The organism is Atlantibacter sp., assembly GCF_032062175.1.
Classification (GTDB): Bacteria; Pseudomonadota; Gammaproteobacteria; order Enterobacterales; family Enterobacteriaceae; genus Atlantibacter.
The window spans coordinates 171,338-197,750 of record NZ_DAMBQK010000001.1 but is presented as its reverse complement, the minus strand read 5'-3'; the positions used below and the strand labels follow the sequence as shown (position 1 = coordinate 197,750).

General features: G+C 56.2%; 19 protein-coding genes. 5 read left to right on the top strand and 14 right to left on the bottom strand.

Features of this window, described 5'->3' with window-relative positions; all coding sequences use genetic code 11:
* Position 1 precedes the first annotated feature (1 nt).
* Positions 2-877, bottom strand: coding sequence for a siderophore-interacting protein (locus RT120_RS00920; protein ID WP_312978368.1), 876 nt, complete (start codon positions 875-877; stop codon positions 2-4).
* A 219-nt stretch (positions 878-1,096) separates the two neighbouring features.
* On the opposite strand from RT120_RS00920, the gene RT120_RS00915 reads away from it, so the two are divergent.
* Positions 1,097-3,295: a TonB-dependent siderophore receptor gene (locus RT120_RS00915; RefSeq protein WP_312978366.1), complete on the top strand. Its 2,199-nt coding sequence runs from the start codon at positions 1,097-1,099 to the stop codon at positions 3,293-3,295.
* A 44-nt stretch (positions 3,296-3,339) separates the two neighbouring features.
* Here RT120_RS00915 and RT120_RS00910 read toward each other — a convergent pair whose 3' ends face one another.
* From RT120_RS00910 to RT120_RS00885, 6 genes are all read right to left on the bottom strand, one after another.
* On the bottom strand, positions 3,340-4,302 hold the full coding sequence (locus tag RT120_RS00910; RefSeq protein WP_312978364.1) for a sugar-binding transcriptional regulator: 963 nt from the start codon (positions 4,300-4,302) through the stop codon (positions 3,340-3,342).
* Between the two features lie 121 nt (positions 4,303-4,423).
* Positions 4,424-5,281, bottom strand: coding sequence for a phosphogluconate dehydrogenase C-terminal domain-containing protein (locus RT120_RS00905; protein ID WP_312978362.1), 858 nt, complete (start codon positions 5,279-5,281; stop codon positions 4,424-4,426).
* Positions 5,271-6,116 (bottom strand): sugar phosphate isomerase/epimerase family protein, encoded by an 846-nt coding sequence (locus RT120_RS00900; protein WP_312978360.1) that lies wholly within the window; start codon positions 6,114-6,116, stop codon positions 5,271-5,273. Before RT120_RS00900 ends, RT120_RS00905 begins: the two co-directional genes overlap by 11 nt.
* Positions 6,113-6,904 (bottom strand): triose-phosphate isomerase family protein, encoded by a 792-nt coding sequence (locus tag RT120_RS00895; protein ID WP_312978358.1) that lies wholly within the window; start codon positions 6,902-6,904, stop codon positions 6,113-6,115. The genes RT120_RS00900 and RT120_RS00895 overlap by 4 nt, the downstream gene beginning before the upstream one ends.
* Entirely contained in the window at positions 6,895-8,649 is a 1,755-nt protein-coding gene (locus RT120_RS00890) for a dihydroxyacetone kinase family protein (RefSeq protein WP_312978356.1), read from the bottom strand. Before RT120_RS00890 ends, RT120_RS00895 begins: the two co-directional genes overlap by 10 nt.
* A 1-nt stretch (position 8,650) precedes the next feature.
* On the bottom strand, positions 8,651-10,006 hold the full coding sequence (locus RT120_RS00885; protein WP_312978354.1) for an MFS transporter: 1,356 nt from the start codon (positions 10,004-10,006) through the stop codon (positions 8,651-8,653).
* A gap of 402 nt (positions 10,007-10,408) precedes the next feature.
* On the opposite strand from RT120_RS00885, the gene rpiB reads away from it, so the two are divergent.
* Entirely contained in the window at positions 10,409-10,867 is a 459-nt protein-coding gene (rpiB, locus tag RT120_RS00880; RefSeq protein ID WP_312978352.1) for a ribose 5-phosphate isomerase B, read from the top strand.
* A 45-nt stretch (positions 10,868-10,912) separates the two neighbouring features.
* Positions 10,913-11,893 carry a transaldolase gene (gene tal, locus RT120_RS00875; RefSeq protein ID WP_312978350.1) on the top strand — a complete coding sequence of 327 codons (981 nt, stop codon included), beginning with the start codon at positions 10,913-10,915 and terminating at the stop codon, positions 11,891-11,893.
* A gap of 28 nt (positions 11,894-11,921) precedes the next feature.
* On the opposite strand, the gene mgtE is transcribed toward tal, so the two are convergent.
* The 6 genes from mgtE to RT120_RS00845 form a co-directional block, all read right to left on the bottom strand.
* On the bottom strand, positions 11,922-13,355 hold the full coding sequence (gene mgtE / locus RT120_RS00870; protein ID WP_312978348.1) for a magnesium transporter: 1,434 nt from the start codon (positions 13,353-13,355) through the stop codon (positions 11,922-11,924).
* A 172-nt stretch (positions 13,356-13,527) separates the two neighbouring features.
* On the bottom strand, positions 13,528-15,174 hold the full coding sequence (locus RT120_RS00865) for a multidrug ABC transporter permease/ATP-binding protein (protein ID WP_312978346.1): 1,647 nt from the start codon (positions 15,172-15,174) through the stop codon (positions 13,528-13,530).
* Between the two features lie 83 nt (positions 15,175-15,257).
* Positions 15,258-15,908, bottom strand: a complete 651-nt coding sequence (gene alkB / locus RT120_RS00860) for a DNA oxidative demethylase AlkB (RefSeq protein WP_312978344.1) — start codon at positions 15,906-15,908, stop codon at positions 15,258-15,260.
* Complete coding sequence (gene ada / locus RT120_RS00855; protein WP_312978342.1) at positions 15,908-16,972, bottom strand: bifunctional DNA-binding transcriptional regulator/O6-methylguanine-DNA methyltransferase Ada; 1,065 nt, start codon at positions 16,970-16,972, stop codon at positions 15,908-15,910. Before ada ends, alkB begins: the two co-directional genes overlap by 1 nt.
* A gap of 71 nt (positions 16,973-17,043) precedes the next feature.
* Complete coding sequence (apbE, locus tag RT120_RS00850; protein ID WP_312978814.1) at positions 17,044-18,075, bottom strand: FAD:protein FMN transferase ApbE; 1,032 nt, start codon at positions 18,073-18,075, stop codon at positions 17,044-17,046.
* A gap of 136 nt (positions 18,076-18,211) precedes the next feature.
* On the bottom strand, positions 18,212-19,330 hold the full coding sequence (locus RT120_RS00845) for a porin OmpC (RefSeq protein WP_312978340.1): 1,119 nt from the start codon (positions 19,328-19,330) through the stop codon (positions 18,212-18,214).
* A gap of 810 nt (positions 19,331-20,140) precedes the next feature.
* Here RT120_RS00845 and rcsD point away from each other — a divergent pair.
* Together rcsD and rcsB are read left to right on the top strand one after the other, a co-directional pair.
* A complete protein-coding gene (gene rcsD, locus RT120_RS00840; protein WP_312978338.1) occupies positions 20,141-22,807 on the top strand; it encodes a phosphotransferase RcsD in 2,667 nt (888 codons plus the stop codon).
* A gap of 16 nt (positions 22,808-22,823) precedes the next feature.
* Complete coding sequence (gene rcsB / locus RT120_RS00835) at positions 22,824-23,474, top strand: response regulator transcription factor RcsB (RefSeq protein ID WP_125291583.1); 651 nt, start codon at positions 22,824-22,826, stop codon at positions 23,472-23,474.
* A 35-nt stretch (positions 23,475-23,509) separates the two neighbouring features.
* Here the strand turns inward: rcsB and rcsC are convergent, their stop codons facing one another.
* Positions 23,510-26,359, bottom strand: a complete 2,850-nt coding sequence (rcsC, locus tag RT120_RS00830) for a two-component system sensor histidine kinase RcsC (RefSeq protein ID WP_312978335.1) — start codon at positions 26,357-26,359, stop codon at positions 23,510-23,512.
* Between the last annotated feature and the right edge of the window lie 54 nt (positions 26,360-26,413).

The following is a 26,413-nucleotide window of genomic DNA, read 5'->3' as shown; positions in this document are numbered from 1 at the left end:
GTTATTTGTTGCTCCAGTAGGCCATAAAGTTCACGCAGGCCCGGTCAAGGTTGCGATCGCCGGTCAGATAGCGACGCAGGTTTTTCACGGTCGACGACTCGCCGGCTACCCAGGCATAAAACGGTTTTTTGCCTTCGGCGCGCTCCCAGATGTCATCTTCCAGTAAGCTGCTGGAGACCAGCGACTGCGCCTGGCACTGCGCCCAGTCAGGAATATCCACGTTCGCTTTAACCGCATCCAGCAGCGCTTCGCCAAAGCGATCGGACTCTCGCGCAATCCAGCGCACGCGGGCAAAACTAAACGCGCTTACGTCATGAATATCTTCTTTATGCGGCACTTCTATAAACGCCTGAACCTCAGGCGGATGCGCGGATTTCGCCAGCTGTTCAAGAATGCCCAGGACGGCAGGCAGCGCGGTTTCATCGGCAATCAGCAACGCCTGGTTTACCTGCACAGGCGGCAGCCACTCGTAGCCGCCGCTGTCGCCATCAAATGCCGCATCCGGTGCAACCACCAACAGCCGCTCGCCAGGGCATGCGTGCGTGGCCCAGCGCGATGCCGGACCCTTTTCCCCATGCAGTACGAACTCGACGTCCATTTCCCGTGCATCGCGGCGCAAGGCTCGGAGTGTATAGGTCCGCATCACGGGACGTATCTCTTTCGTCAACGCCAGATAATCCTGGTACCAGTTCTCCCCCTTCCCTAATCCCGGCGGAAACTCACCGTTTTCACTGAACAACAGTTTGATGCGCTGATCCGGCGCGTCATGCTTCATCTGCGCCACATCATCGCCGGTAAATACGCAGCGCAGCAGTGAAGGCGTGATGTGATGCCGTGATTTCAGCGTGAGGTTGAAGAGTCGATAGCTGGCGGCCATAGCGATGAGTCCTTAGAGGTCCGGCGAGTTGGATAACCTCTCAATAAATAAGGAAATATTAATGGAGATTTGCAAGCAAATATTGCAAAAACGCTTGTCTTTGTAAATGTAATAAATATCATTATGAGAATAATTACCAATTCAAATAAATGCTTCTGCAACTGCTTGTGCTGCGCTTTTTATCGGGGCAAGGCACTTAACTTAATGGAATAACAACTGATGATAGCCAATCGCCGTACCCGCTGGGTGCTGAACCCTGTGCTGCTCGCCATGCTCTCCGCGCCCGCTTTCGCTGCTGATACCAAAGAAGATACTCTGGTGGTCTCTGCCAACCGCGCGCATCGCAGCGCCACCGATATGGCGCAAACCACCTGGGTGATCGAAAAGCAGGAAATCGCACAACAGATGCAGGGCGGGAAAGAGATCAAAGAGATCCTCGCTCAGTTGATCCCAGGGATGGACGTCAGCAGCCAGGGCCGCACCAACTACGGCATGAATATGCGCGGCCGTTCGATGATGGTGATGGTTGACGGCGTGCGCCTGAACTCGTCGCGTACCGACAGCCGCCAGTTGGATGCCATCGATCCGTTTAACATCGAGCGCATCGAAGTCATTTCCGGCGCGACATCGCTGTATGGCGGCGGTAGCACTGGTGGGTTGATTAATATCGTGACCAAAAAAGGCCAGCCGGAGCAGGAAGTAGAGCTGCAACTGGGCGGGAAAAGCGGCTTCAACAGCCATAACGATCACGATGAAAACGTCGCGGCGGCGGTGAGCGGTGGCAACGATAACGCATCGGGCCGCATGTCCGTTTCCTACCAACGATTTGGCGGCTGGTATGACGGCAACGGTGATGAAGTTATCATCGATAATACCCAGACTGGCTTACAGTATTCCGACCGTCTGGACGTGATGGGCACCGGGACGATTAATATTAATGATACCCAGCAGCTCCAGCTCACCACCCAGTACTATAAAAGCCAGGCGGATGGCGATCACGGCCTGTATCTGGGCCGTAACTTCTCCGCCGTTACCGGCCAGGGCAAAGCCTATAACGCCAGCAATCTCGATTCTGACCGTATTCCGGCAACCGAGCGTCACTTAATCAATCTGCAATATTCCAACACCGATTTCTGGGGCCAGGATATGGTGGCGCAGATTTATTATCGCGATGAGTCCCTGACGTTTTATCCGTTCCCCACTCTGGGCCGCACCGGCGTCACCAGTATTGGTGCCTCCCAGCAGCAAACCGATTTTTACGGCGGCAAGCTAACGCTTAACAGTACCTTATTCGACAGCCTGAATTTGACTTACGGCGTGGACGCTGAACATGAAACTTTCGACGCCAACCAGCAATTCTTCGATCTGGCGAAAGCCCAGCAGTCCGGCGGGATGACGCTGGAAAATAGCTATAACGTGGGGCGCTACCCGAGCTACAGCATCACTAACCTCGCGCCGTTCCTCCAGACCAGCTATGACATTAACGACATCTTTACCCTGAGCGGCGGCGTGCGTTACCAGCACACTGAAAACAAAGTGAATGATTTCATCGGCTACGCCCAGCAGCAGGCCATCGCTACCGGGGCAGCGACTTCCGCGGACGCGGTGCCCGGCGGCAAAACCGACTACAACAACTTCCTGTTTAACGCCGGTCTGCTGGCGCACCTGACTGAACGCCAGCAAACCTGGTTTAACTTCTCTCAGGGCTTTGAAATCCCGGATCTGGCGAAGTATTACGGCTCCGGCACTTACCGCCTGAATAATGGTCATTACCAGTTGCTGAATAGCGTCAACGTTAACGACTCCACGCTGGACGGCATCAAAGTGAACGCATATGAGCTCGGCTGGCGCTATACCGGGGATAATCTGCGTACCCAACTGGCGGCGTACTATTCCCTGTCGGACAAAACCATTTCCATTAACAAAACCGACATGACCATCAATCTGGATGATGACGAACGCCGAATTTACGGGCTTGAGGGCGCGGTGGATTACTTCTTTGCCGACAGCGACTGGAGCACCGGCGCGACCTTTAACGTGATCAAATCGGAAACCAAACAGGAAGGGAAATGGGAAAAACTGACCGTCGATGCCGCCAGTCCGTCTAAAGCCACCGCGTATGTTGGCTGGGCACCCGGCGACTGGAGCCTGCGCGTGCAGACCCAGCAAACCGTTGACTTAACCGACAGTGCCGGCAAGAAAATCGAGGGTTATAACACCATTGATGTGCTGAGCAGCTATAACCTGCCGATGGGTAAAGTGAGCTTCAGCGTGGAAAACCTGTTGGATGAAGATTACACCACCACCTGGGGGCAGCGCGCGCCAGGGTTGTACAGCCCCACTTACGGTGCCGCCGATCTGTATACCTATAAAGGTCGCGGGCGTACGTTTGGGGTGAATTACTCGGTACTGTTCTAAAAACAGAAGGGAGCCGAAAGGCTCCCCTTTTCTAACCGCAACGCTTACTGCGTCATACTCAAAATCGTGCGGATGTTGCGCGCGCTGGTGGCGATAACATCAATCGCCCCGGTGCGCAACGCGCCCATAATCGACATTGCTTTCGTGTTCTCCGAGGCGATGGCAATCACACACGGGATCTGGCGCAGCTCTTCCACGCTCAGCCCGATAACCCGGTCATCCATCACGGTATTAACGTGCTTGCCCTGGGCGTTAAAGAAATCATAACCCGCGATATCCCCGGTGACGCCCTGATTCAGGCTGGCGTCGTTAATTTCCTGCGGGGTAAACCAGCCCAGCTTGACCATATAGCTGTTCTCGTTCATATCGCCGATGCCCACCAGCGCGATATCCGCCTTGCGAGCGCGATCGAGGGTCTCTTTGATGGTGCCATTGCGCATCAACGCGGCTTTTAATTCCGGGTTTTCCACATAGGCAGGCGCATACAGCGACTCGCTGCTGCCGCCAAATTTTTTCGCCAGCAGACGGCTGATGTGGTCGGCGTTAATCACGTCGCCGGTGCGGTGCGTGCCGCCAATTCCGCAAATAAAGCGGCAATCTTTCGCCTGAATGGGGCTGGTGTATTCCGCCACCGCCGCCACGTTGCGGCCCTGGCCGACGGTTACCACCATATTGTCGCGCAGGTTGTTGGCGAGATAACCCGAGACTAACGCAGCCACCTGGCGGCGCTGTTCGTCTTCGTCGTTATGGTCGAGGGCGATTAACGCGCGGCTAATCGGGAAACGCTCCTGCATCTGCTTTTCAAGCTGGGTGCTGAATACCGGATGGTAGCGGACATTGATTTCGACAATGCCCTCTTCTTTGGCGCGCTTAAGCAGGCGGCCAACTTTAATGCGGGAAAAACCAAAACGATTCGCGATCTCTTCCTGAGTCACCTCATCGCAGTAGTACGCAATAGCGATCTCGGTGAGTAGTTCAAAATCCTGACTCTGGCTGGATTTATCCATGCGAGGCGCGTTCTCCATTGACGGGAAAGAAAAGACCTGTAAGGTGCAGAAAATTATATCAGAGAAACATTAATTTAATGAAACAATGCTCTGCCGCGCGGATCGCGGCAGAGCCTGTGGCTTAACGCTTAATGCTATCGATTTTCAGCATCCGGGCAATGACTTTATCCAGTTCCTGCTCTTCAAAAATCACTTTCCAGTCCGGCTTCACAATTTTCTCGCGGCCGTATTCCATGGCGATCATGCAGGCGTCGGAGAACGGGTTGGTGGCGCGGAACGCCACGGCCAGAGCAATCTGAATATGGCCGTACAGCATCGCTTTCGCCGCTTCTTCCGGCACGCCGCTGTGTTTGACGGTTTCATCCAGCGCTTCTTTCATAAATGCGCCGACCATACAGGCCACGGTTTCTACCAGCGTCGGCTCCAGATACGCCAGTTGCTTCACCGTCACCCAGTGCACCTGCTCGACCGGGCCGTACATGCAGCTGATCACTTTGCTCAGCTCGGCTTTTTGCGCGTCGCTGCCGGTTTCATAAGAGGCCGCCACGTGCTGCACCGCCGCCACGCCGCCAAAGGCATCGGCATGTTCTTCTTTGGTGTAGCGCTGGAGGAACACCGACGGATGGCACGGGTGCGCTACCGCGTATTCAATGCCGTCGCGCTGGGCGATCAGGTTCGCGTAGGCCGCTGCCGGGTCCAGGGTCAGCAAGACTGCGCCCGGTTTCATCTGCGGCACCACGGCTTCAGACACTTTGCCCAGCACGATATCCGGCACCGCCAGAATCACCACGTCGCTCACCGGCACCACGGACTGCGCGTCGGAAAGCTCACGGCCCTGACCGGTAACCTGTTGCTGCGCAGCGGGCGAGTTTTCGCAGTAAAACACCTGATAATCGCTGTTCTGGAAATTCGCCGAAATACGCATCCCCATTTTGCCGCCCGCACCGATTACGGTAATAGTTTTCAATTCAGCAGACATGATGTGACTCCCTGGATATCGTTGAGGAATGATTGGAGGTTTGTTTATCAAGCAGATACTTCATGTTGTGTTCAGTCCAGGCCGCTTCGACGCGGCAGGAACGTTCACCGTCGCCCTGCCAGGGCAACCAGTGCTCAATAATCTGGTTAATACCGCGGGTTTGCGGCTCGATTTGCTGGTAGATCTCATCGTAACGCAGCAACCCTTCGCCGAGCTTCGCGCCCGCAAGGGTAAAGCCCACCCAGCCGTCGCGGCGTGAGAAGGCGAAATCTTTGACGTGCCAGTTGAGGACGTAAGGTGCAGTTTTCGCCACCACGTCCATTGGCGACTCCAGGCTGGCGACGCAGTTGGCCGGGTCGAGGCAGATACCGACCAGCCCTGACTTAATCGCTTTCACCAGCGCGATATTGTCGTCGGTAGGCACCTGTTCATAGGTTTCCAGACAGATCGCCACGCCCTGGTTTTCAAACGACGGCAGCACGCTTTCCACGCTGCGCTGGGCTTCGCTAAGCGTTGGACGATGTTCCGGGCTGTTGATCATGGTGCGCAGCAGGGCGCAATCCAGCTCGCCAGCAATCGCCAGGTAGCGTTGCAGGTGCGCAGGCATCACGCCTTTGGTGCCAAGCTCAAGGGTAATGCCGGCCCGCGCGGCATGCTGCGCCAGGCGCGCCCGTTCGCTGGATGACCAGCCGGTAATTTGCGGGTAATCACAAATCTGGAACACCGTCGCGCCAAGACGCGCGCTGTCGTCGATAGCCTCAAACAGGCTCATCGGTTTAGGCGCTTTATCTGACAGTTGCCAGAAATAAGCGTAAGTACTGAGTCCGAGTTTCATGCGCTCTCCTGATTTTCGGCATGCGTTAGCAGGGTGTGGGCTTCATCAAGGATGGACCGCATCGCAGCGGGCTGATGGGCGAAGCGGCCCAGAAACAGCCCGTCGACGTGCGGCCACAGCTGGGTCAGCAATCCCGGCCCGGCACTGCCGCCATAAATGACGCGGTGATCGCCCGGCTGCGCCGAGAGATGCGCCCGCAACCCTGCGCACACGGTCTGAATGTAGACGGGGGAAGCCGGTTGCGGCGCGCCGATGGCCCACTGCGGCTCCCAGGCAAAAATTAAGTCCCCGGTGAGGGCGTGCTGTTGCAGAAAATGGATAATCACATCCGCTTCCTGGATAGCGAAAGCGGTGGCGCTGTCGAGGCTCATTTTTTCCGGCTCGCCGATGCAGATCACCGGCGTTAAGCCATTCTCCAGCGCTAACTGGACTTTGCGGCAAATCACCGCCTCGTCCTCATGAAAATGACGGCGACGTTCGGCGTGGCCGATTTCAACAAACTTCCCGCCCATCTCGCTAACCATCGCCGCGCTGGTTTCTCCGGTCCACGCGCCAGGTTCAGCGGGCGCGATGTTTTGCACGCCGACCTGCATGGCGGTGCCGTTAAATGTACGCAGCGTACCCTCGATCGCCGGTGCCGACGGAAAGGTAAACAGCGTGGCGTGCGGGCAGGCGCTCAGTAGCGGGTGCTGGCGGAGGATTTCCGCGACCTGCTGGCTCCATTCCAGCGTTTGCTGATAGCCGAAATACATCTTCAGGCTCACGCCGAGCGTCAGTTTCACTGACATACCGCCCCCTCTTTTGCGCTGTCCGGGACGGAATTAAAGCAGTTGCCCACCGCCGTGACGATCATCGCCAGCGAAACCGCACCGGCGTCGGGCGTGCCCAGGCTGCGTTCCGCCAGCGGACGGGCGCGGCCCATTTTCGGCAGCAGTTGCGCGGTCTCTTTGGCACATTGCTCAGCGTGGCGGGCGGCGTTGTTCCAGGCCTGGGCCAGCGGTAAACCGTTATTCACTTCCGCGATCAGCGCGTCGCTAAACGGCAGCAGCACATCCACCAGGGTTTTATCGCCGGGTTTGGCTTTGCCGAAATGCATCACGCCGTGGGCGGCATCGTTGACCGCCTGGGCCACTACGCGGGCATCCGGGCGCTGTTGATTGCCGATCCCGGTGCCGATAGTGTTTAAAATCACACCCCAGATTGCGCCAGAGGTGCCGCCTGCCTGGTCGGCCCAGGCGTCGGCGGCCTGCTGTAATACCGTCCCCGCCCCTGCACCCAGCGCCAGGCAGCGATGCGCGCTGTCCCGTGCCGCGCGTACTCCGCGCTCCATACCGATACCGTGGTCGCCGTCGCCCGCGATAGCATCAATACGGCCTAACTCTTCAACGTTTTGAATCACCACGTCGGCCAGCGCATCCACCATCGCGACGACGCGAACGGCGGCGTCACGCGAGGCGTCAGAGGCGTCCGGTACCGTGTCCTGCTGGCATTCGCCGCTGTCGCTGGCCTGGAGCGGCTGCGCGCTCAGCACCGAGCCGCGTTTAAAAGCCGGGCTATAGGCTGGCGCCAGCCACAGCGCTTCCAGCTCGTCGGTAAACCAGGCGAGAGTCAGCGACAGCCCTGCCATATCGAAGCTGGTAACGAATTCGCCCACCTGCACATCGGCAAGCACCACGCCCTGCTCAATCAGGCGCTGCTGAACGCCGTGCCACACCACGAACAGTTCTTCATATTTCACCGAGCCGAGGCCGTTGAGGATCGCCCCAACCCGCGCGCCCCTGGCGCTGACGCCTGGCGGTAATTCGTTGAGCAAATGTTCCACCAGCATATCGGCCAGCTCACCGGCCCCCGGCACCGCCATTTCGCGGATGCCCGGCTCGCCGTGGATGCCCATCCCAAAGCCCATTTGCCCTTCCGGCACGGTAAACAGTGGATGTTCAGCGCCGGGCAGAGTACAGCCGGAAAACGCCACGCCGATGGTACGGGTGCGGTCGTTGGCGTGTTGGGCGATGGCGAGCACCTCCTGCAACGACGCGCCCTTTTCGGCGGCGGCGGCGGCGGCTTTAAACACCACCAGATCCCCCGCCACGCCGCGGCGTTTTTCAATTTCATTTTGCGATGCGCTGGTGATGTCATCGGTCACGGCGATCAATTCGCAGGGAATGCCTTCGGCAATCAACCGTTCACGGGCCAGACCAAAGTGCAGCACGTCGCCCGCGTAGTTGCCGAACGCTAATAGCACGCCTGCGCCGTTATTGGCGGCTTTCGCCACCGAACAAATTTGCTGGGCCGACGGCGAGGCAAACAGGTTGCCCATCGCCGCGCCGTGCGCCAGTCCCTGCCCCACCAGCCCGGCGAACGCCGGGTAGTGGCCCGAGCCGCCGCCGATGACAATCGCCACCGTCCCTGGCTGACTTTGGGTATTACGAATAACCCCGCCCGGCACCTGCCGCACGATTTCAGCGTTGGCGCTGACAAAACCAGCCACCATCTCTTTGGCAAATTCGGAGGGATTATTAAATAGCCATGTCATATTAGTGCTCTCCTGCTCGTTTCATCTTCACATCAGCGGCGGGCTTTGTGTGGGGAATGCGGCTTAACACCAGCATCATAATCGCTGACAGCAGCATAAATCCGCCTACCACCATCATCGGCACCAGATAACTGTGCGTGGCGTCATGCAGCGCGCCGGTGATGTAGCCCGCCGAGAAACCGGCCACGTTGCCGAGGGTATTGATTAACGCTACCGCCGCCGCCGCAGAGGCGCCCGACAGGAACTGGGTAGGTAAGGTCCAGAAGTTTGGCAGTGCCGCAAAGATGGCGCTGGCGGTTAACGAGATCACCACCATGGTGGCAAACGGCGTTTCCATATACAGCGCGGTGGGCACGGTGATCGCGCCGACCAGGGCTGGAATGGCGATATGCCAGGTTTTGCAGCCGCGACGGGAGACATCACGCGACCAGAAGTACATCACGATGGCCGCAACCAGATACGGCGCGCCGGTGATCAGCCCTTTCTGCATCACGCCAAAGGTAACGTTGAACTGGCTCTGGAAGCCGCCGATGATGGTCGGCAGGAAGAACGCCAGCGCATACAGGCCGTACACGAAGCCGAAGTAGATCAGGCACAGCACCCAGACGCGGGCGTTGGACATCGCCGAGCGCAGGCTGTGGTTAGCGGCGCTGGATTTCTGAGCGTCTTCACGCGCCAGCTCGTTGTTAAGCCACTCTTTCTCCTGCGACGTCAGCCATTTGGCGTCGTTCGGCTTATCGATCAGATAGAACCAGGCGATGATACCTACCACGATAGCCGGCACCGACACCCCGAGGAACATCACGCGCCAGCCTTCCAGCCCGAACAAGCCATGTTGATTGATAAACCAGGCCGCCAGCGGCGCGCCGAATACCACGGTCAGCGGCTGCGCCAGATAGAACAGCGCCAGAATTTTGCTGCGGTGACGCGCCGGAACCCAGGCGCTTAAGAAGAAGATCGCGCCAGGGAAGAAGCCCGCTTCCGCCACACCGAGCAGCAACCGCAGGATATACAGCCCTTCGACATTACTCACCCAAGTGAATAACAGCGAAACGATACCCCAGGAAACCATGATACGCGCCAGCCAGCGACGCGCGCCGTAGCGGTGCAGCGCCAGGTTGCTGGGCACTTCCAGCAGAATATAGCCGATAAAGAAAATCCCGGAGGCCAGGCCGAACTGTGCGACCTGAATACCCAGGTCATCCATCATGCCGTTAGGGCCAGCAAACGAGATGGCCGTCCTGTCGAGGAAGTTAATAAAGAACATCAGAGCAACAAATGGCACAAGACGAATTGAGATCTTACGAATGGCTGACTTTTCTACGTCAGTCGCTACGTTTTGATGAGTGCTGGTCACAGTGTCTCTCCTTCCGGGTAAATCGGGTTACCGGTGGGATCAGAGGAAAATGGGTGTTGTCTATAAATCGCGATTATGGATAAGCCCCGTTCCATATCTATTGGCGTTTCCTATTCACATTTTCGCTACATGACAAATGAACATTAACAGTTCATAAGATTTGTGCAAATGAGTATCCCATGAAATTGTGATCGTCCTCAAAATGTCTATTTTGAGCGATACGCGGGGATTCCAACCCTAAAAAGAGGTAGTGATGGTCATTTTTAACTGTTCATATGAAAATGTGTTGAACTTATGTTTATTAAAAGCTACTTTTTATCCAGCCAGAGATTGTTCACATGAATAGAACCCGTTCAGATGAACAGCCAAACTTCCCCTGTACCCTGATGTGAGGAAACCACTATGTTAACAATTGCGATTGGTGCTGATGATGCAGCGACGGAGCTGAAGAATCTGGTGAAGTCCCATTTGCAGTCAAAAGGTATTGAAGTCGTCGATTTCAGCCATGACGTCGGCGACAACCCGTTAATTTACCCGGATATCGCCTTTAACCTCGCCAGCGCCATCGGCGACGGCACCTACCCGCGCGGCATTTTGCTGTGTGGTACCGGCATCGGGATGGCGATTGTCGCTAACAAAGTCCCCGGCGTGCGCGCGGCCCAGTGTCACGACACGTATTCCGCCGAACGCGCCCGTAAAAGCAATGACGCGCAGGTAATGACCCTGGGCGCACGCGTGATCGGCCCGGAACTGGCGAAGAATATCGTTGACGTGTGGCTGGCGTCGGAATTCGAAGGCGGACGCTCCGCGCCGAAAGTCGAAAAAATCACGTATTACGAGAATCTGGGCAAGTCTGCGTAATCTCCGGCTGCCGCTTAACCTCTGAGCTCTGAAAGGATCTTGATCATGAGTCAGTTAGATGCACTCAAACGTATCACTACCGTGGTGGCGGACAGCGGCGATATCGAGGCCGTTCGCCGTTTCAAACCGCAGGACGCTACCACTAATCCGTCGCTGATCCTCAAGGCGGCGGCCATCCCTCACTATCAACCGCTCATCGACGACGCGATCCAGTTCGCCGTTCAACAGGGCGGCAACCGTGAAACGCAGATCATCAACGCCAGCGACAAGCTGGCGGTGAATATTGGACTGGAACTGCTTAAGCACGTGCCGGGGCGCGTTTCAACTGAAGTGGATGCACGCCTTTCGTTCGATCGCGGACTGTGTGTCGCCAAAGCGCGTAAGCTTGTCCGCCTGTATCAGCAACAGGGCGTCGATAAATCGCGCATTCTGATTAAGCTTGCCGCTACCTGGCAAGGCATTCGCGCCGCCGAAGAACTGGAAAACGAAGGGATTAATTGCAACCTGACGCTGCTGTTCTCTTTCGCCCAGGCCCGCGCCTGCGCCGAAGCAGGGGTGTATTTGATTTCGCCGTTCGTCGGGCGGATATACGACTGGTATCAACAGCATCAGCCGCAGGAAACTTACCAAGCGGAAAGCGACCCTGGCGTGGTGTCGGTGCGGGATATCTACCGTTACTACAAAGCGCATCGTTATCCGACGGTGATCATGGGTGCCAGTTTCCGTAAAACGGAGCAGGTACTGGCGTTAGCCGGTTGCGATCGCCTGACCATTTCCCCTGCTCTGTTAAGCGAACTGGACGCACGGGAAGGCAGCGTTGAGGCGAAACTGAGCGCCGATGTGGCGGTGGAAAACCGTCCATCGCCGATTAGCGAAGCCGAGTTCTACTGGCAGCATCATCAGGATGCTATGGCGGTAGATAAGCTGGCGGAAGGGATCCGCCTGTTCGCTGAAGATCAGGACAAACTGGAAGCCATGCTTGCCGCGAAGCTCGCGCAACAGGCAGTCCCTTCTTTAGCCGAATAAGCAACGGGGCCGCAAATGCGGCCCTTTTTTACAGCAGGAACAGCGTTGCCAGCCCGAGGAAAATAAAGAACCCACCGGTATCGGTGATCGCGGTGATCATCACGCTGGAGCCAATCGCCGGGTCGCGCCCTAAGCGGGTCATGATCATCGGGATCAGCACGCCCATGATTGCTGCCACCAATAAATTGAGCATCATCGCCAGCGTCATGACCCCGCCCAGCGCCCGGTCGTCGTACAGCCACCAGGTGACGCCGCCCATAATGCCTCCCCACACCAGGCCATTAATCAGCGCCACGCCGATTTCGCGCAGCATCAGGAAGTGAATATTGCCCGGCTGGATTTGCCCCAGCGCCAGAGCGCGCACAATCATGGTAATGGTCTGATTGCCGGTATTGCCGCCAATCCCCGCCACAATAGGCATTAATGACGCCAGCGCCACCAGTTGCGCGATGGTATGTTCAAATCCATCGATGACCCGCGAGGCGATAAACGCGGTGCAAAGGTTAATCGCCAGCCACGCCCAGCGGGTTTTTACCGCTTTGGCTACCGGCGCGAACACGTCTTCTTCGGTGCTTAAGCCCCCCATTCGGCGCAGATCGTTATCGGTTTCTTCGTATACCACATCTACGATCTCATCGATGGTCAGACGGCCAATTAGTCTGCCCCGCTCGTTCACCACGGCAGCGCTCACCAGGTTATCGCGTTCGAAAATACGCGCCGCATCCTCGTCGCGAACTTCCGGCGTCAGGATCACCGGGTTGGCATCCATCACGTCGCACACCACCGCCTGCTGGCGGTTGAGTAAAATAGTGGTTAACTCCAGTTCGCCAATCAGGGTGTTATCGCGATTGACCACAAACAGTTTGTCGGTGTTGTGCGGCATTTTACCCAACCGACGGAGGTAGCGCTGTACCGTCGCCAGGGTGATCTCCGGGCGTACGGTGATCACCTCAAATTCCATGATCGCGCCGACGCTGTTTTTATCGTACATCAGCATCTGGCGCGCCCGGGCGCGCTCGCGGGCCGGGAGTGAGGTCAGCAGGCGGCCGATCAAATTGCGCGGCAGGTGTTGGGCGATATAAATCTGTTCGTCGATATCCAGGGTGCTGATAGCGTCAATCAATGCCTGGTCGCTCATCTCGTCGATCAGATCGTCCCAGACGTTATCCGAGGCTTCGAGCAGAACGTGGCCGCGCTTTTCATCGCCCACCAATCGCCAGATGGCGTGACGCTCTTCCGACGGGAGAGATTCCAGGGTATCAGCGAGATCCGGTGCAGGCAGGCGCTGCACCCGTAAGGCGATGTTATCGATCGCTTCCAGCACCTGCTCGGCATCGTGATGCCCCGGCGCGAGTTTGCCGAGTATGCCCTGAGTGACCGCTTTATCCGCCGCCAGCAATTTGAGGATTTGCAGCCGGTCTTCGGCGCGCTGTTTTACGTTATACGGGGTTGTAGAGACCATAAGTCGCGCATTCCATGAAAAGAAAATTCAGCAGGGCTATCCCGCCCCTTCGTCTGTTTACGATCCGTTAAGCATAGCGGGCGCTTTGTAAATTTTACTAAACGGCGAGGACAAGCGGATAAAAAAAAACCAGCATCGGTCGCGAATGCTGGTTTTTTCGTGAACGCGCGGCTTAACTGCCGGTGCGGGCGACCGCGTCACGGCTGGCGCTGTCGCGCTCGTCGCCGGTCAGCTCGCTTAAGTGACCGTTGCGCATTTCCAGCAGCCGGTCAGCGTGGATAAAGTAGTGATCGTCATGGCTGATGGCGAAAATGGTTTTGCCCATTTGCTGCATTAACGGCAGCAGAACCTGGTAAAAATCACGGCGGAAGTGCGGGTCCTGGTCGGCGGCCCACTCGTCCAGCAGAATGATGTCGCGCTCTTCCGCCAGCGCCAGCAGCAGCGCCACACGCTTTTTCTGCCCTTTCGACAGCTTAAGATTGAGGATCTTGCCGTTATCCAGCTCCAGCTTCGACGACATTTGCAGGCGTTGCAGCCACTGATCCACCAGCTCGGGCCGGGCGGCCTGGCCCTGTGGGCCAAGTAACTGGTCGAACAGCCAGACATCGGTAAACACCGCCGAGAAATGTTTGCGGTACTCGTCCATGTTGTTGGCGCTAATCACCTGGCCATCCAGCAAAATCTCACCGGCTACCGGCTGGTACAGCCCGGTCAGCAGCATCGCCAGGGTGGACTTACCGCTGCCGTTGCCGCCGATCAGGAACAGCAGCTCGCCGCGATGGAGGGTCAGGTTAATCGGCCCCACGGCAAATGAATTATCGCCGTAGCGGAATTCCACATTGCGCAGCTCCAGGGTTTGCCACGGCGCGCGCGGCTGCGGATGGGCAAACTCCGGCTTGTACGGCGCGAGATGGAATTTATTCAGCTTATTGAACGCCACCTGGGCGGTCAGCAAGGTTGGCAGCGCGCCCACCGCCGACAGCAGCGGAGTACGCAGAAACAGCAGCGTCAGCGAAAAGGTCGCCGCCACGTTGGTATCCGCCCAGCCGAGGCTGTTCGCCATCCAGAACACCAGGCCAATCGCCCCCAGCATCATAATGTTCGACCAGTTCACCGCGCTGAGGTGGAAGGTGTCGGCGCGCACGATGTGGTGGCGATACTCTTTGGCATCAGGCTGGTAAACCTTATCGAAGATATGTTCAGCCCGCTCGCGGTTAAGCGCCAGCTCTTTACGCCCTTCCAGCACGGTCTGGTAGTTGTTATACAGTTTGTCTTCGGTTTCACGCAGGATCGCCAAATGGCGGTAAACCCGCGCCACCAGCATAAATCCGCCCCAAATGGTGATCGCCACCCAGATAGTCGTGATCACCAGCATTTTCGGCGACAGTACCGCCAGATACCAGGCGCAGCCAATTGCCAGGATGATGCCCTGCACCAGTTCCGGCAAACGCACAAAAGCGATGGTGATATTGCGGATATCACTGGTCAGCCCCGCCAGCAGCGAGGCGCTGCCGAGTTGCTCCACCCGCTCAACCGGGGTATCGAGAATACGTTTGATAAACTCACCGCGCAGGCGGTAGACAAAATGGTGGCCGAGGGTGGTCAGCGCTAACTGCGAGGCCAGCGTCACCGCCATTAACAGCAGCAGCAGACCGAGGAATTCAGGCAATACCGCCAGGGAGATATCGACGTTTTCGATTAAGCGTTGGTTGATGAACGCGATAAGCCCAATGCCTAATGCGGCACTGGCAAGGCTCAGCGCCATCACCATCAAAAAAGGCCAGCGATACTGACGCCAGACGACCAGCAGGAGTTCCATAAATAGCAGCAATCCACAGCAGAAAATCAATCAGGCATGCAGTGTAAACGGCTGGCGAGCGACGGCAAGAATAATTCTTATTTTTATTCGTAATGCCCTGCGGCGCGGAAGGTTAAGTTGTAACGGTAGCCGCCAGCCAGGGGATGTTCCCCCTCTTTTAGCGGTTGGATCCCGTGGTAAAACAGGCGCGATGGGCCGCCCCACACCACCACGTCGCCGTGCTCCAGCATCACCCGTTGCAGCGGCGCGCTGCGCGTCAGGCCGCCAAACTGGAATACCGCCGGTAATCCCAGTGACACCGAGACAATCGGCGCGGCCAGGTTGGGTTCGTCTTTATCCTGATGTAGCGACAGTTTTGCCCCCGGTTGATAGCGGTTGATCAGGCAGGCGTCTGGCGCGAAGTCAGGATAACCCGCCGCCTGGGATGCCGCGTCGCACAGGCGCTGAAAGCTTTCCGGCATGGCGGGCCACGGGTTGCCGGTTTGCGGATCGACGGGCGCATACAAATAGCCGCGCCGGTCGGTGGTCCAGCCTAATGCGCCGCAGTTGGTCATCGCCACCGACATGGTATAGCCGCCGGGCGTCACCATATGGCGAAACGGCGACTGCGCGGCAACGTGGTTAATCGACGCCATCAGTTGGGCGCTGTCCTGGCGGGCGAAGCGGCGCAGGATCACCGCGCCGGGTGCCAGCGGCTCCTGCCAGGGTTCATCTTCAGCAAACAGATCGAGCATCAGGTCTCCTTTTTGGCTTCATGTTGCAGCAGCGCCGCTTTACGCGCTACGCCCCAGCGGTAGCCCGAAAGCTGCCCGTCCTGGCGGATCACCCGGTGACAGGGCACGATAATCGCCAGCCGGTTCGCGCCACAGGCGCTGGCCACGGCACGCACTGCATTGGGTTTACCCACCTGCGCCGCCAGCGTTTGATAACTGACGGTTTCCCCCGCCGGAATAGCGCGCAACGCCTCCCAGACCTGTTGCTGGAACAGCGTGCCCTGGAAATCTAACGGCAGGTCGAGGCGGTTTTCTGGCGCATGAATGCAGGCGACGACCTTTTCGAGAATATCGCTAAAATCGTTCTGTGCCAGATGGCGCTCAGCCAGCGGAAACAGCCCGGCCAGTTCCGCCTCAAGCTGCGCGTCGTCATCCCCTAACAGTACCGCGCAGATCCCGCGCGCGCTTTGCGCCACCAGACAGCGCCCGACATGGCAATCCACCAGAGCGTAGCGCAGGCTCAGTTGTTTGCCGCCGCTGCGGAATTGTTTCGCCGTCATGCCCAGCGTGGCGTCGGCGCCGCGATAAAAATTACTCCCAGAACCAAAACCCGCCTGATACAGCGCGGGCGTCACCGCCTCGCCGTGGGTTAAGGCATCGCGCAGCCGCTGATTGCGCCGGGCAGTTTGCCAGGCTTTGGGCGTTAATCCGGTAACCGATTTGAACAGGCGATGAAAATGGTACGGGCTCATGGCCATCTCCTGCGCCAGGGCGTCAAGCGTGAGGGCTTCTTCGCTGGCATCCAGCAATTCGCAGGCTTTACGGATCAGCGCGATGCGCTGCTGGCGCAGCGGCGCTTTTTCCGGCTGGCAGCGTTTGCAGGGCCGAAACCCGGCGGCCTGCGCGGCGTCGGCATCATGCCAGAAACGCACATTCTGGCGCAGGGGATGGCGCGCCCGGCAGGACGGACGGCAGAAAATGCCGGTAGTGATAACCCCGAACACGAACTGCTCATCGGCACGGGCATCGCGGGTTTCCACCGCCTGCCAGCGCGCATCGTCGGTGTGGTAGACAGATTGTTTCATGGCTCGCTCCTCTTTAAAGGTAGCCCTACTCTGGCAGTAAGGCTGCGCCAAAAAACTCAGTTTCTTGCTTTTTAATTTTTCTGCGACAGCAGGAAGGTTTCGAACTGCGGCGACATCCAGGTAGAGAAACCCTTCGGCTCTTTCACGATCAGATATACCGCCAGTTTTTGCTCCAGCGCCAGCGCTTTCGCTTTTTCCGGCCCCAGCACCATCAGCCCGGTGTCCCAGCCGTCGGCTTCCAGCGCCGTAGGGGCGATCACCGTGGCGGACACCAGCGTATGCTGGATCGGATACCCGGTAGCAGGATCGATCACGTGCGACAGGCGCTTGCCGTCCAGTTCGTAATAGTTGCGATAGCTCCCGGCAGTGCTGATGCCGTGGCCGTTAATATCCACCACCGCCGCCACGGCGTTTTCCCGGTCCGTCGGCTGCTGGATGGCGACCCGCCACGAACGGCCTTCGGGATTGGTGCCCCGGCTGACCAGCGCCCCGCCCACCGAGACCAGATAACGGCTAATGCCTTCTTGTTCCATCAGGCGCGCCAGATGATCGGCGGCATAGCCTTCACCCACGGTAGAGAGGTCGACGAACAGATCGGGAAGATCTTTTTGCAGATACTGCGCGCCTGCCGACTGAATCACTTTCAGATGCTCAATGCCGACGCGGTTTTTTGCCTGCTCGATATCGGCGTCTGACGGGGTTTTCACCGGCTGTTTGTCCGGGCCGAAGCCCCACAAATTCACCAGCGGCCCCACGGTAATGTCCATCGCGCCCTGGGTTTTATGGCCGATGCGCAGCGCCAGCGTGACGATATCACTCATGGCTTCACTCACCGGCCACGGATCGGTGCGGGCGGAATGGTTAAACTGCATCAGCGCCGAATCATTTTTCCAGGTAGAGAGCAGCCGATCGTCGCCGTCGAGCTGGGCCTGAATCTTTTCGCGTAGCGCCGCTTCGCGTGAGGGTTCCACGCCCGCGAGGCTCACCCGCCAGAATGTCCCCATGGTTTTACCTTCCAGCACCACGGCTCGCTGGGCAGGTGCAGTCGATTGCTGCGAATTATCGCATCCTGAAAGCACAAGAACGGCGGCCACCCATCCCATGCAAAGCCCTGATAAACGTCTCATTCATTGCTACCCCTTTGTTGAGGCCCGCAGGGTACAACAAAATTCGAAAATTGTCGGGAAGCGGGATAAAAAAAGGGAGCCCGCAGGCTCCCTTGATACAGACTGGTCAGGATTAGAACTGGTAAACCAGGCCCAGCGCTACGATATCGTCGGTCGCGATACGTGCATCACGGGTGAATTGGTTTTCATCCAGCAGGTTGATTTTGTAATCAACATAGGTGGACATGTTTTTGTTGAAGTAGTAAGTCGCGCCTACATCAACATATTTCAGCAGATCCTGATCGCCGTAGTTGGCTACGCCGTTGGAGATGTCTTTACCTTTAGACTGCAGGTAAGCCACGGACGGACGCAGACCGAAGTCGAACTGGTACTGAGCAACCACTTCGAAGTTCTGCGCTTTGTCAGCAAAACCGTAAGCAGCAGCGCTGGAGTCGCCACCGAAACGGGTTGCGTTGTAAGTCTGGGTGTACTGTGCAGCCAGGTACAGGTTGTTGGCGTCATATTTCAGGCCGCCAGAATAGGTTTCTGCGTGGTCGCCGTTACCGTAGATGCCCGCCAGGTTGTTCTGGTCAGCAGTACGTTTGGAAGAGGACATCGCACCACCGATACCGAAGCCTGCGCCCAGATCGTAAGTTACGGATGCACCGTACGCGTCGCCGTTCTGTTTCAGCACGCCACGACCACCGAAGTCTTCGCCGCTCACGCTGCCGTTTTTACCCTGGTATTGCAGAGCAAAGTTCAGGCCGTCAACCAGACCAAAGAAGTCGGTGTTACGGTAGGTGGCAACGCCGTTAGCACGGGATTGCAGGAAGTTGTCAGAACCGTAAGTGTCGCCGCCGAATTCCGGCAGAACGTCGGTCCAGGAAGTCACGTCGTAAACAACGCCGTAATTACGACCGTAGTCGAAAGAACCTGCGTCGCCCACTTTCAGACCCGCGAACGCCAGACGAGTCCAGGCGTTGTTTTCGCTTTCTGAAGTATTACCGTTGACCTGGTATTCCCACTGGCCATAACCGGTGACCTGGTCGTTAACCTGGGTTTCGCCTTTGAAGCCGAGACGAATGTAAGTCTGATCGCCGTCAGAACCATCGTCATCAGAGAAATAGTGCAGACCGTCTACTTTACCGTACAGGTCCAGTTTGTTGCCGTCTTTGTTATAAATTTCAGCCGCATTTGCAGCACCCGCGACTAACAGCGCCGGTACCAATAAGGACAGGACTTTAACTTTCATGTTATTAACCCTCTGTTATATGCCTTTATATATGCCTTTTTTTATTACCACTGCTTACTGATTAATCCTCTAATCAGTCGGCAAACCCATTGTCCAAAACAAATCCAGATTAATCCAATGCGAATATGATACTAAAACTTTTAAGGTGTTTCATTTAGCATTATAGGTGTAACAATATGTAAAAATCAGGGAACTTTTTTTAGCACGAAAAGCTAAAAAATATCGCACTGATAATCAAAAAATAGTGATATTTCAACAATAACAATAGCTTAAAGAAAAAGCTTTTTTACCGCACTGAATGATAAAACCTTTTCTCTATTCATCACTAAAATAGATATCGCTATCATCATTAACTTTATTTATTACCGTCATTCGATCCTGAATGTCAGTTTCACCCCTATTTCAACCGGATGCTCGCATCCGGTTTTTTTTACGCTTCTTTACGTTAACTGAATAAATCTGTGCTACGCCCCACCGCGTCTATGGATAAGTTTGCTGCGTAATTATGCGGTCTCTTAATTTATTCCACCGCCTCGCTTTGATTATTTGTGCTATTACCGCTACGTTTGCGTTTGTCTTTTAAGTATTAATTCCAGTACGTTATTTCTTTTATTCTGCTTTTATTTTACTCGCTGCGGATCCGCTCAGCGCACCCGCTTTAGCACGACTGGTCTGGAAAATCACGCTGTTCGCTTTATACTGCGGTGTCGGTATCTTTGCGCGCGCCTGCCGCTTGCTACCGCGATCGCGTCACGGAACCGACGCTATACGCTTTTTATTACGCCCTTAGCCAGCGGACAACACACGATAATGAGTCAGTCAGACACAATGATCCCCAACAAGTTTTCTTTGATGCCGGGCAGCATCACGCGTTTTTTTCTTCTGCTTATCGTGGTCTTGCTGGTCACCATGGGGGTGATTACTCAGAGCGCCGTCAATACCTGGCTTAAAGATAAAAGCTATCAAATCGTCGATATCACCCATGCGCTGCACAAGCGCATCGATACCTACCGCTACGCCACATGGCAAATTTACGACAACATCGCGCCTTCCACTTCGCCGGCGAATGAGGGGTTACAGGAAACCCGTCTGCGTCAGGACGTTTACTACCTCGAAAAACCGCGCCGCAAAACCGAGGCGCTGATTTTTGGCTCTCACGACAACTCAACGCTGGAGATGACCCAGCGGATCTCAAATTACCTGGACACCCTGTGGGGCGCTGAGAACGTGCCCTGGTCGATGTATTATCTGAATGGCCAGGATAACAGCATGATTCTGGTCTCTACCCTGCCGCTAAAAGATTTATCCACCGGCTTTAAAGAGGGGTCGATCAGCAACGTCGTTGATTCACGCCGTGCGGAGATGCTGCAACAGGCTAACGCGTTGGACGAGCGTGAAAGTTTCTCCGCCCTGCGCCGCCTCGCCTGGCAAAACGGCCACTACTTTACCCTGCGCACCACGTTTAACCAGCCGGGCCATCTGGCGACGGTGGTGGCGTTTGACTTACCGATTAACGATTTGATCCCGCCGGGCATGGCGCTGGACAGTTTCCGTCTCGACCAGGACAACACCCAAAGCGTCCAGGCGGGCAATGACCGGGAAGATCCCGACAGCGTCACCATTAATTTCAACAGCTCACGCATTGAGATCACCTCGCCGCTGAATTCCACCCATCTGAAGCTGGTGTGGGAAGTCCCCTTCGGCACGCTGTTGATAGAAACGCTGCAAAATATCCTGTTGCCGCTGCTGCTGAATATTGGCCTGCTGGCGCTGGCGCTGTTCGGCTACACCACGTTCCGCAACCAGCCGACGCACCGGGTTGAAAACAATGTGCCGAACGCCTGGCAGGGAGAGATGAAAAAGCTGCGCGCGCTGAATGAAGAGATCGTTACGCTGTTGCCGCTTGGCCTGCTGGTGCACGATCTGGAGTCAAACCGCACGCTGATCAGCAACGGTATCGCCGATCATCTGTTGCCGCATTTAAACCTGCAAAACATTACCGCAATGGCCGATCAGCACCAGGGCGTGATTCAGGCGACCATCAATAATGAACTGTATGAGATCCGCCAGTTCCGCAGCCAGGTGGTGCCCCGCACGCAAATTTTCGTGATCCGCGAGCAGGATCGGGAAATCCTGGTGAATAAGAAACTCAAACAGGCGCAGCGCCTGTATGAGAAAAACCAGCAGGGCCGCGCGGCGTTTATGCAACATATTGGCGAAGCGTTAAAAACACCGGTTATGAAGCTGGCGGAACAGGCGGGGCTGGCTGCCAGTTCTGACCACCGCGCACTGGTCAATCACGCCGATGAAATCGTGCGGCTGGTGGATGAAATTCAGTTGTTAAACCTGCTGGAAACCGAAAGTTGGAAAACCATGCAGAGCGAGTTCTCGATCCAGGAAGTGATCGACGAGGTCGTGCCGCAGGTCCTGCCCGCCGCCAAGCGCAAAGGTCTGCAACTGCTGGTCAAGAACCAGCTGGCCGCCAATGAGAGCCGTTACGGGGATCGCGGTGCGCTGAAAAAAATCCTGCTGATGCTGTTGCAGTACGCGGTGACCACCACCGATATCGGCAAAATCACCCTCGAAGTCAGCCAGGAAGAGTCGGCGAACGAGCGCCTGACGTTGCGTATTCTGAATACCGGCCAGGGGCTGACCGCGCAGGAAATCGATAACCTTCATTTCCCGTTCCTCAACGACACCTCTGCCGACCGCTTCGGTAAAGCCAATGGGCTCACCTTTTACCTGTGTAATCAACTGGCGAAACAGCTAGGTGGTTATCTGAATATTAAATCGCGTAATGAGCTGGGGACGCGCTATTCGCTGCATCTCAATATGGCGGTGGAATCGAAGCAAGAAGAAGACGAAGAGCGTTTGCTGGATGATGTCGTCGCGATGGTGGATGTTACATCTAATGAAGTACGCGCGGTGGTGGTACGCCTGCTGGAAAGCTGGGGGGCGAGTTGCATCACCCCTGACGAACGGTTGATAAGTCAAGAGTTTGATATTTTCTTAACTGATAATCCGTCAAATCTTACAGCAACCGGCCTGCTTTTAAGCGATGATGAGGACCGCGTACAACAGTTAGCACCGGGTAAACTGCGCGTTAACTTTAATATCAGCGCAGCTTTGCAGGAAGCGGTGCTACAACTAATAGAAGAGCAACTGGCGCAGGAAGCCAGCCCGGAATCTCCTCTGGGCGGTGATGAAAATGCTCAACTTCACGCCAGCGGCTATTACGCCCTGTTTGTCGACACAGTACCGGACGATGTGAAGAGATTGTATACTGAGGCAGCGACAAGCGATTTTGCTGCGCTGGCTCAGACGGCGCACCGCCTGAAAGGTGTGTTCGCCATGCTCAATCTTGTCCCCGGCAAGCAGTTATGTGAAACGCTGGAGCATAATATTCGTGAGAAGGATGCTCCAGGTATTGAAAAAGATATCAGTGACATTGACGCCTACGTCAATCGCTTGCTGTAGCAAGGTAGCCTATTACATGAACAATATGAACGTAATTATTGCCGATGATCATCCGATTGTACTGTTCGGTATTCGTAAATCTCTGGAACAAATCGAATGGGTGAATGTTGTCGGCGAGTTTGAAGACTCCACAGCACTGATTAACAATTTGCCTAAGCTCGACGCGCACGTGCTCATCACCGATCTCTCGATGCCGGGAGATAAATACGGTGACGGCATTACGCTGATTAAGTACATCAAACGCCATTTCCCGAATCTGTCCATCATCGTGCTGACGATGAATAACAACCCGGCGATTTTAAGCGCCGTGCTGGAGCTGGACATTGAAGGGATTGTGCTGAAGCAAGGCGCGCCAACGGACCTGCCGAAGGCCCTGGCCGCGCTGCAAAAAGGCAAGAAATTTACCCCGGAAAGCGTGTCTCGCCTGCTGGAGAAAATCAGCGCCAGCGGTTACGGCGACAAACGCTTGTCACCGAAAGAGAGCGAAGTACTGCGTCTCTTTGCTGAAGGCTTCCTGGTGACAGAGATTGCTAAAAAGCTTAACCGCAGTATTAAAACCATCAGTAGCCAGAAGAAGTCGGCGATGATGAAACTGGGCGTGGATAACGATATCGCCCTGCTGAACTACCTCTCTTCGGTGACGCTCGCGCCATCGGATAAAGAGTAAGTCCTCAAATGCCCTCCCGATGGAGGGCATTTTTTTTATTTACGTGCTTTACGAACCCGATCCGCATACAACGCCAGCGTCTGCTTCAGCACATCCAGCGTTACCGGTTTTGACAGACAGCTGTCCATCCCGGATTCAATACAACGCTGCTTCTCTTCTGCCAATGCGTTTGCCGTGACGCCCACCACCGGCAGGGTCAACCCGAGCTGGCGAATACGCTGCGTCAGACGATAACCGTCCATATTCGGCATGTTGACGTCGCTTAATACGATATCGATATGGTTTTTCGCCAGCACGCTGAGCGCGTCCACGCCGTCGTTGGCGGTTTTGCACTGATAGCCTAACGAACCCAGTTGATCGGCCAGTAAGCGTCGGTTGATCGGATGATCGTCCACCACCAGGATCATCATGTCATCGTTCTGCTCGTTAACGCCGGTTGGGGCGGGCAACGCGCCATTAATCCCCGTCGCGCCGATATCAATACTGTAAATACGGCCCAGTAGCGCAATCAGGTCGTGCGGCGCAGCCACGCTTTGCAGCCACACGCCGGGGCTTTGCTCAAACGGTACGCCAATATGGCGACGGCTGAAGACAATGGTCGCCCGCCCTTCCCATTCGTCGTCGAGCACATCGTCGGTAATGAGTACATCGTCGACATCAGCTCGCTGCCCGTCGTAACGCTGCGCGCGGATACCGCTATGCTCAAGCAACGATTCCAGATAGGTTTGCAAAGAGGCATTGCGTACCGCCAGCAAACAGCGCTTATCGGTTAGCCCCTCGACGCCATCAACCGGCATAGCCTGCGCTTTATACAGCGGAATACGCACCGTAAACTGGCTGCCGAGACCCGGTTCGGTATCAATGGCGATATCGCCGTCCATCATGGTGGTCAGTTTTTCACAAATCGCGAGGCCCAACCCGGTGCCCTGGAAGTTACGCTGCACCCCGGTCCCCACCTGGAAGAACGGGTCGAACAGTTTGACCACCTCTTTGGCTGGAATGCCGACGCCGGTATCCCGCACCCTGAAGCGCAGATAACCGTCCGCCTGATCGACATGCAATATAATGCAGCCGACATCGGTAAATTTGATGGCATTGCTCAGCAGGTTGGAAATCACCTGCTGGATGCGGATCGGATCGCCCTGCAACGCCAGCGGCACATCGGGCTCGATAAAGCAGTACAGGCCGAGCTGCTTGCGCACCACCAGCGGCAGATAGTTGGCGGTGACGTGGCTCATTAATTCACGCGGCGAGAACTCGCGCGGTTCGATCTTGAGCTGCTCGGATTCGATTTTCGAGAAATCGAGAATATCGCTGATGATTTTTAGCAGCAGGCTGGAGGAGTTGTTCATCGCCGTCACCAGCCGGTCCACGCCTTTCGGCAGGGCTTTGGTCTGGAGCAAATCCAGGTTGCCGATAATGCCGTACAGCGGGGTACGCAATTCATGGCTGACGGTGGCGAGGAACATCGATTTCGACTGGCTGGCCTGCTCTGCGGCCTGGGCCATATCCTGCAATGACTCTTCCATTTTGACGCGCGCCGACACGTCCACCAGCACGCAGATCGCCACGTTTTCATTACGGTAGCGGGAATGCACAAAGCTAATCTGCAAATTGGTATTGTTGCTGGTTAACACGTCGACGAAGTTAACCTGCTGGCCGCAGATAATTTGCGTCAGCCGCTGGCGGTCCTCGTGAGTCAGCATATTGAGATAGTTATGCGCCAGCTCGTTACTGAGGATATTCGAGCCGTCCTGGGTGCGCAGAATGCAAATCCCCACCGGCGCGGAGGCAACGATTTTACGGTTGAACTGCTCATGCTCTTCCAGCCGCTGGGCATCCACTTCCGCCGGAATAAAAATCCGCCGCTCGTACATCCGCGCCAGGGTGAACAGCACAATCCCCACCAGCACGTTCAGCAGCACGGCGTTTAAAATCAGCATCCGAATACGTTCCAGCACCATATCCACCGGCACCGAATAAACGATGCTCAGGGAGGACGGCGGCAGGTTCTTTTTCAGGATCAGCTCTTTAAAACCGGCGGTGTAGCCAAACCAGGCGCGATCCTGTACCCAGCGCGGATCGGGAACGATACGGGTTTCCGGACCGGTCAGTGAAATCAGCGGATGGCTGTTTTCATCAAGGATCGTCACGCCCATCGGCAGGCTGCCGGGGGTAAAAAAGTTCTCCACGCGAATGGTCTGCTCGGTGCCTAACAGCGCCTGTAAGCGATTAGCCAGGTAAACCGGGGTAATGGCGTAGAAATTGCCCACGCCAGGGCGCGGCCCCTGCCCTATCCAGTACAGCCCGTTGGTGCGCTCTTCCTGTGGCTGGTTACGGTATTTCACGATCCGGTCATGGAACGACTTCAGAATGCTGTCACGCTCTACCGGGCGGTCGCGCAGGCCGAAGTTCGCCAGGCACATGTCCTCGGTCCCCACCAGGAACACGCGGTTTAAATCATAGGCCGCAGAAAAATTATCCCGCCAGTAGCGTAAGAACCAGGACATAGATTGCAGTGAGCCGCGCCAGGCGTTGCTCATCGCGTTGCAATCGGAATCCGACCACAGCGGCATAAACGCCGGGATTTCGGCGCTGTTGTCCCGCTTGCCCGCGCTTAATATCGCGCCGTCCGGGGTGTTGAGGCGGTTTTCAGCAATGTACTTCAGCTCCTTCATCACATCCGAAGTGCGCTGAATATAGCGCTGCGCCTGATCGAAGCTGAGGTTAAATTCCTGGCGGATTTCCGACTCTTTGTCATGCAGGGCACTGACAATATAAAAAACCGAAAACAGCATGATCAGCAGCCATAGCAATAACGCCAGGGCGCGAAAAAGATAGCGAGAAACTTTCAGCGTGGTGCGAAAGGAGACGAAGTATTTCAAAGTGGTTCCGGTCGCTGTGGCAGGTAGTAAAAGAAATAATGCCGTTAAGGTAGC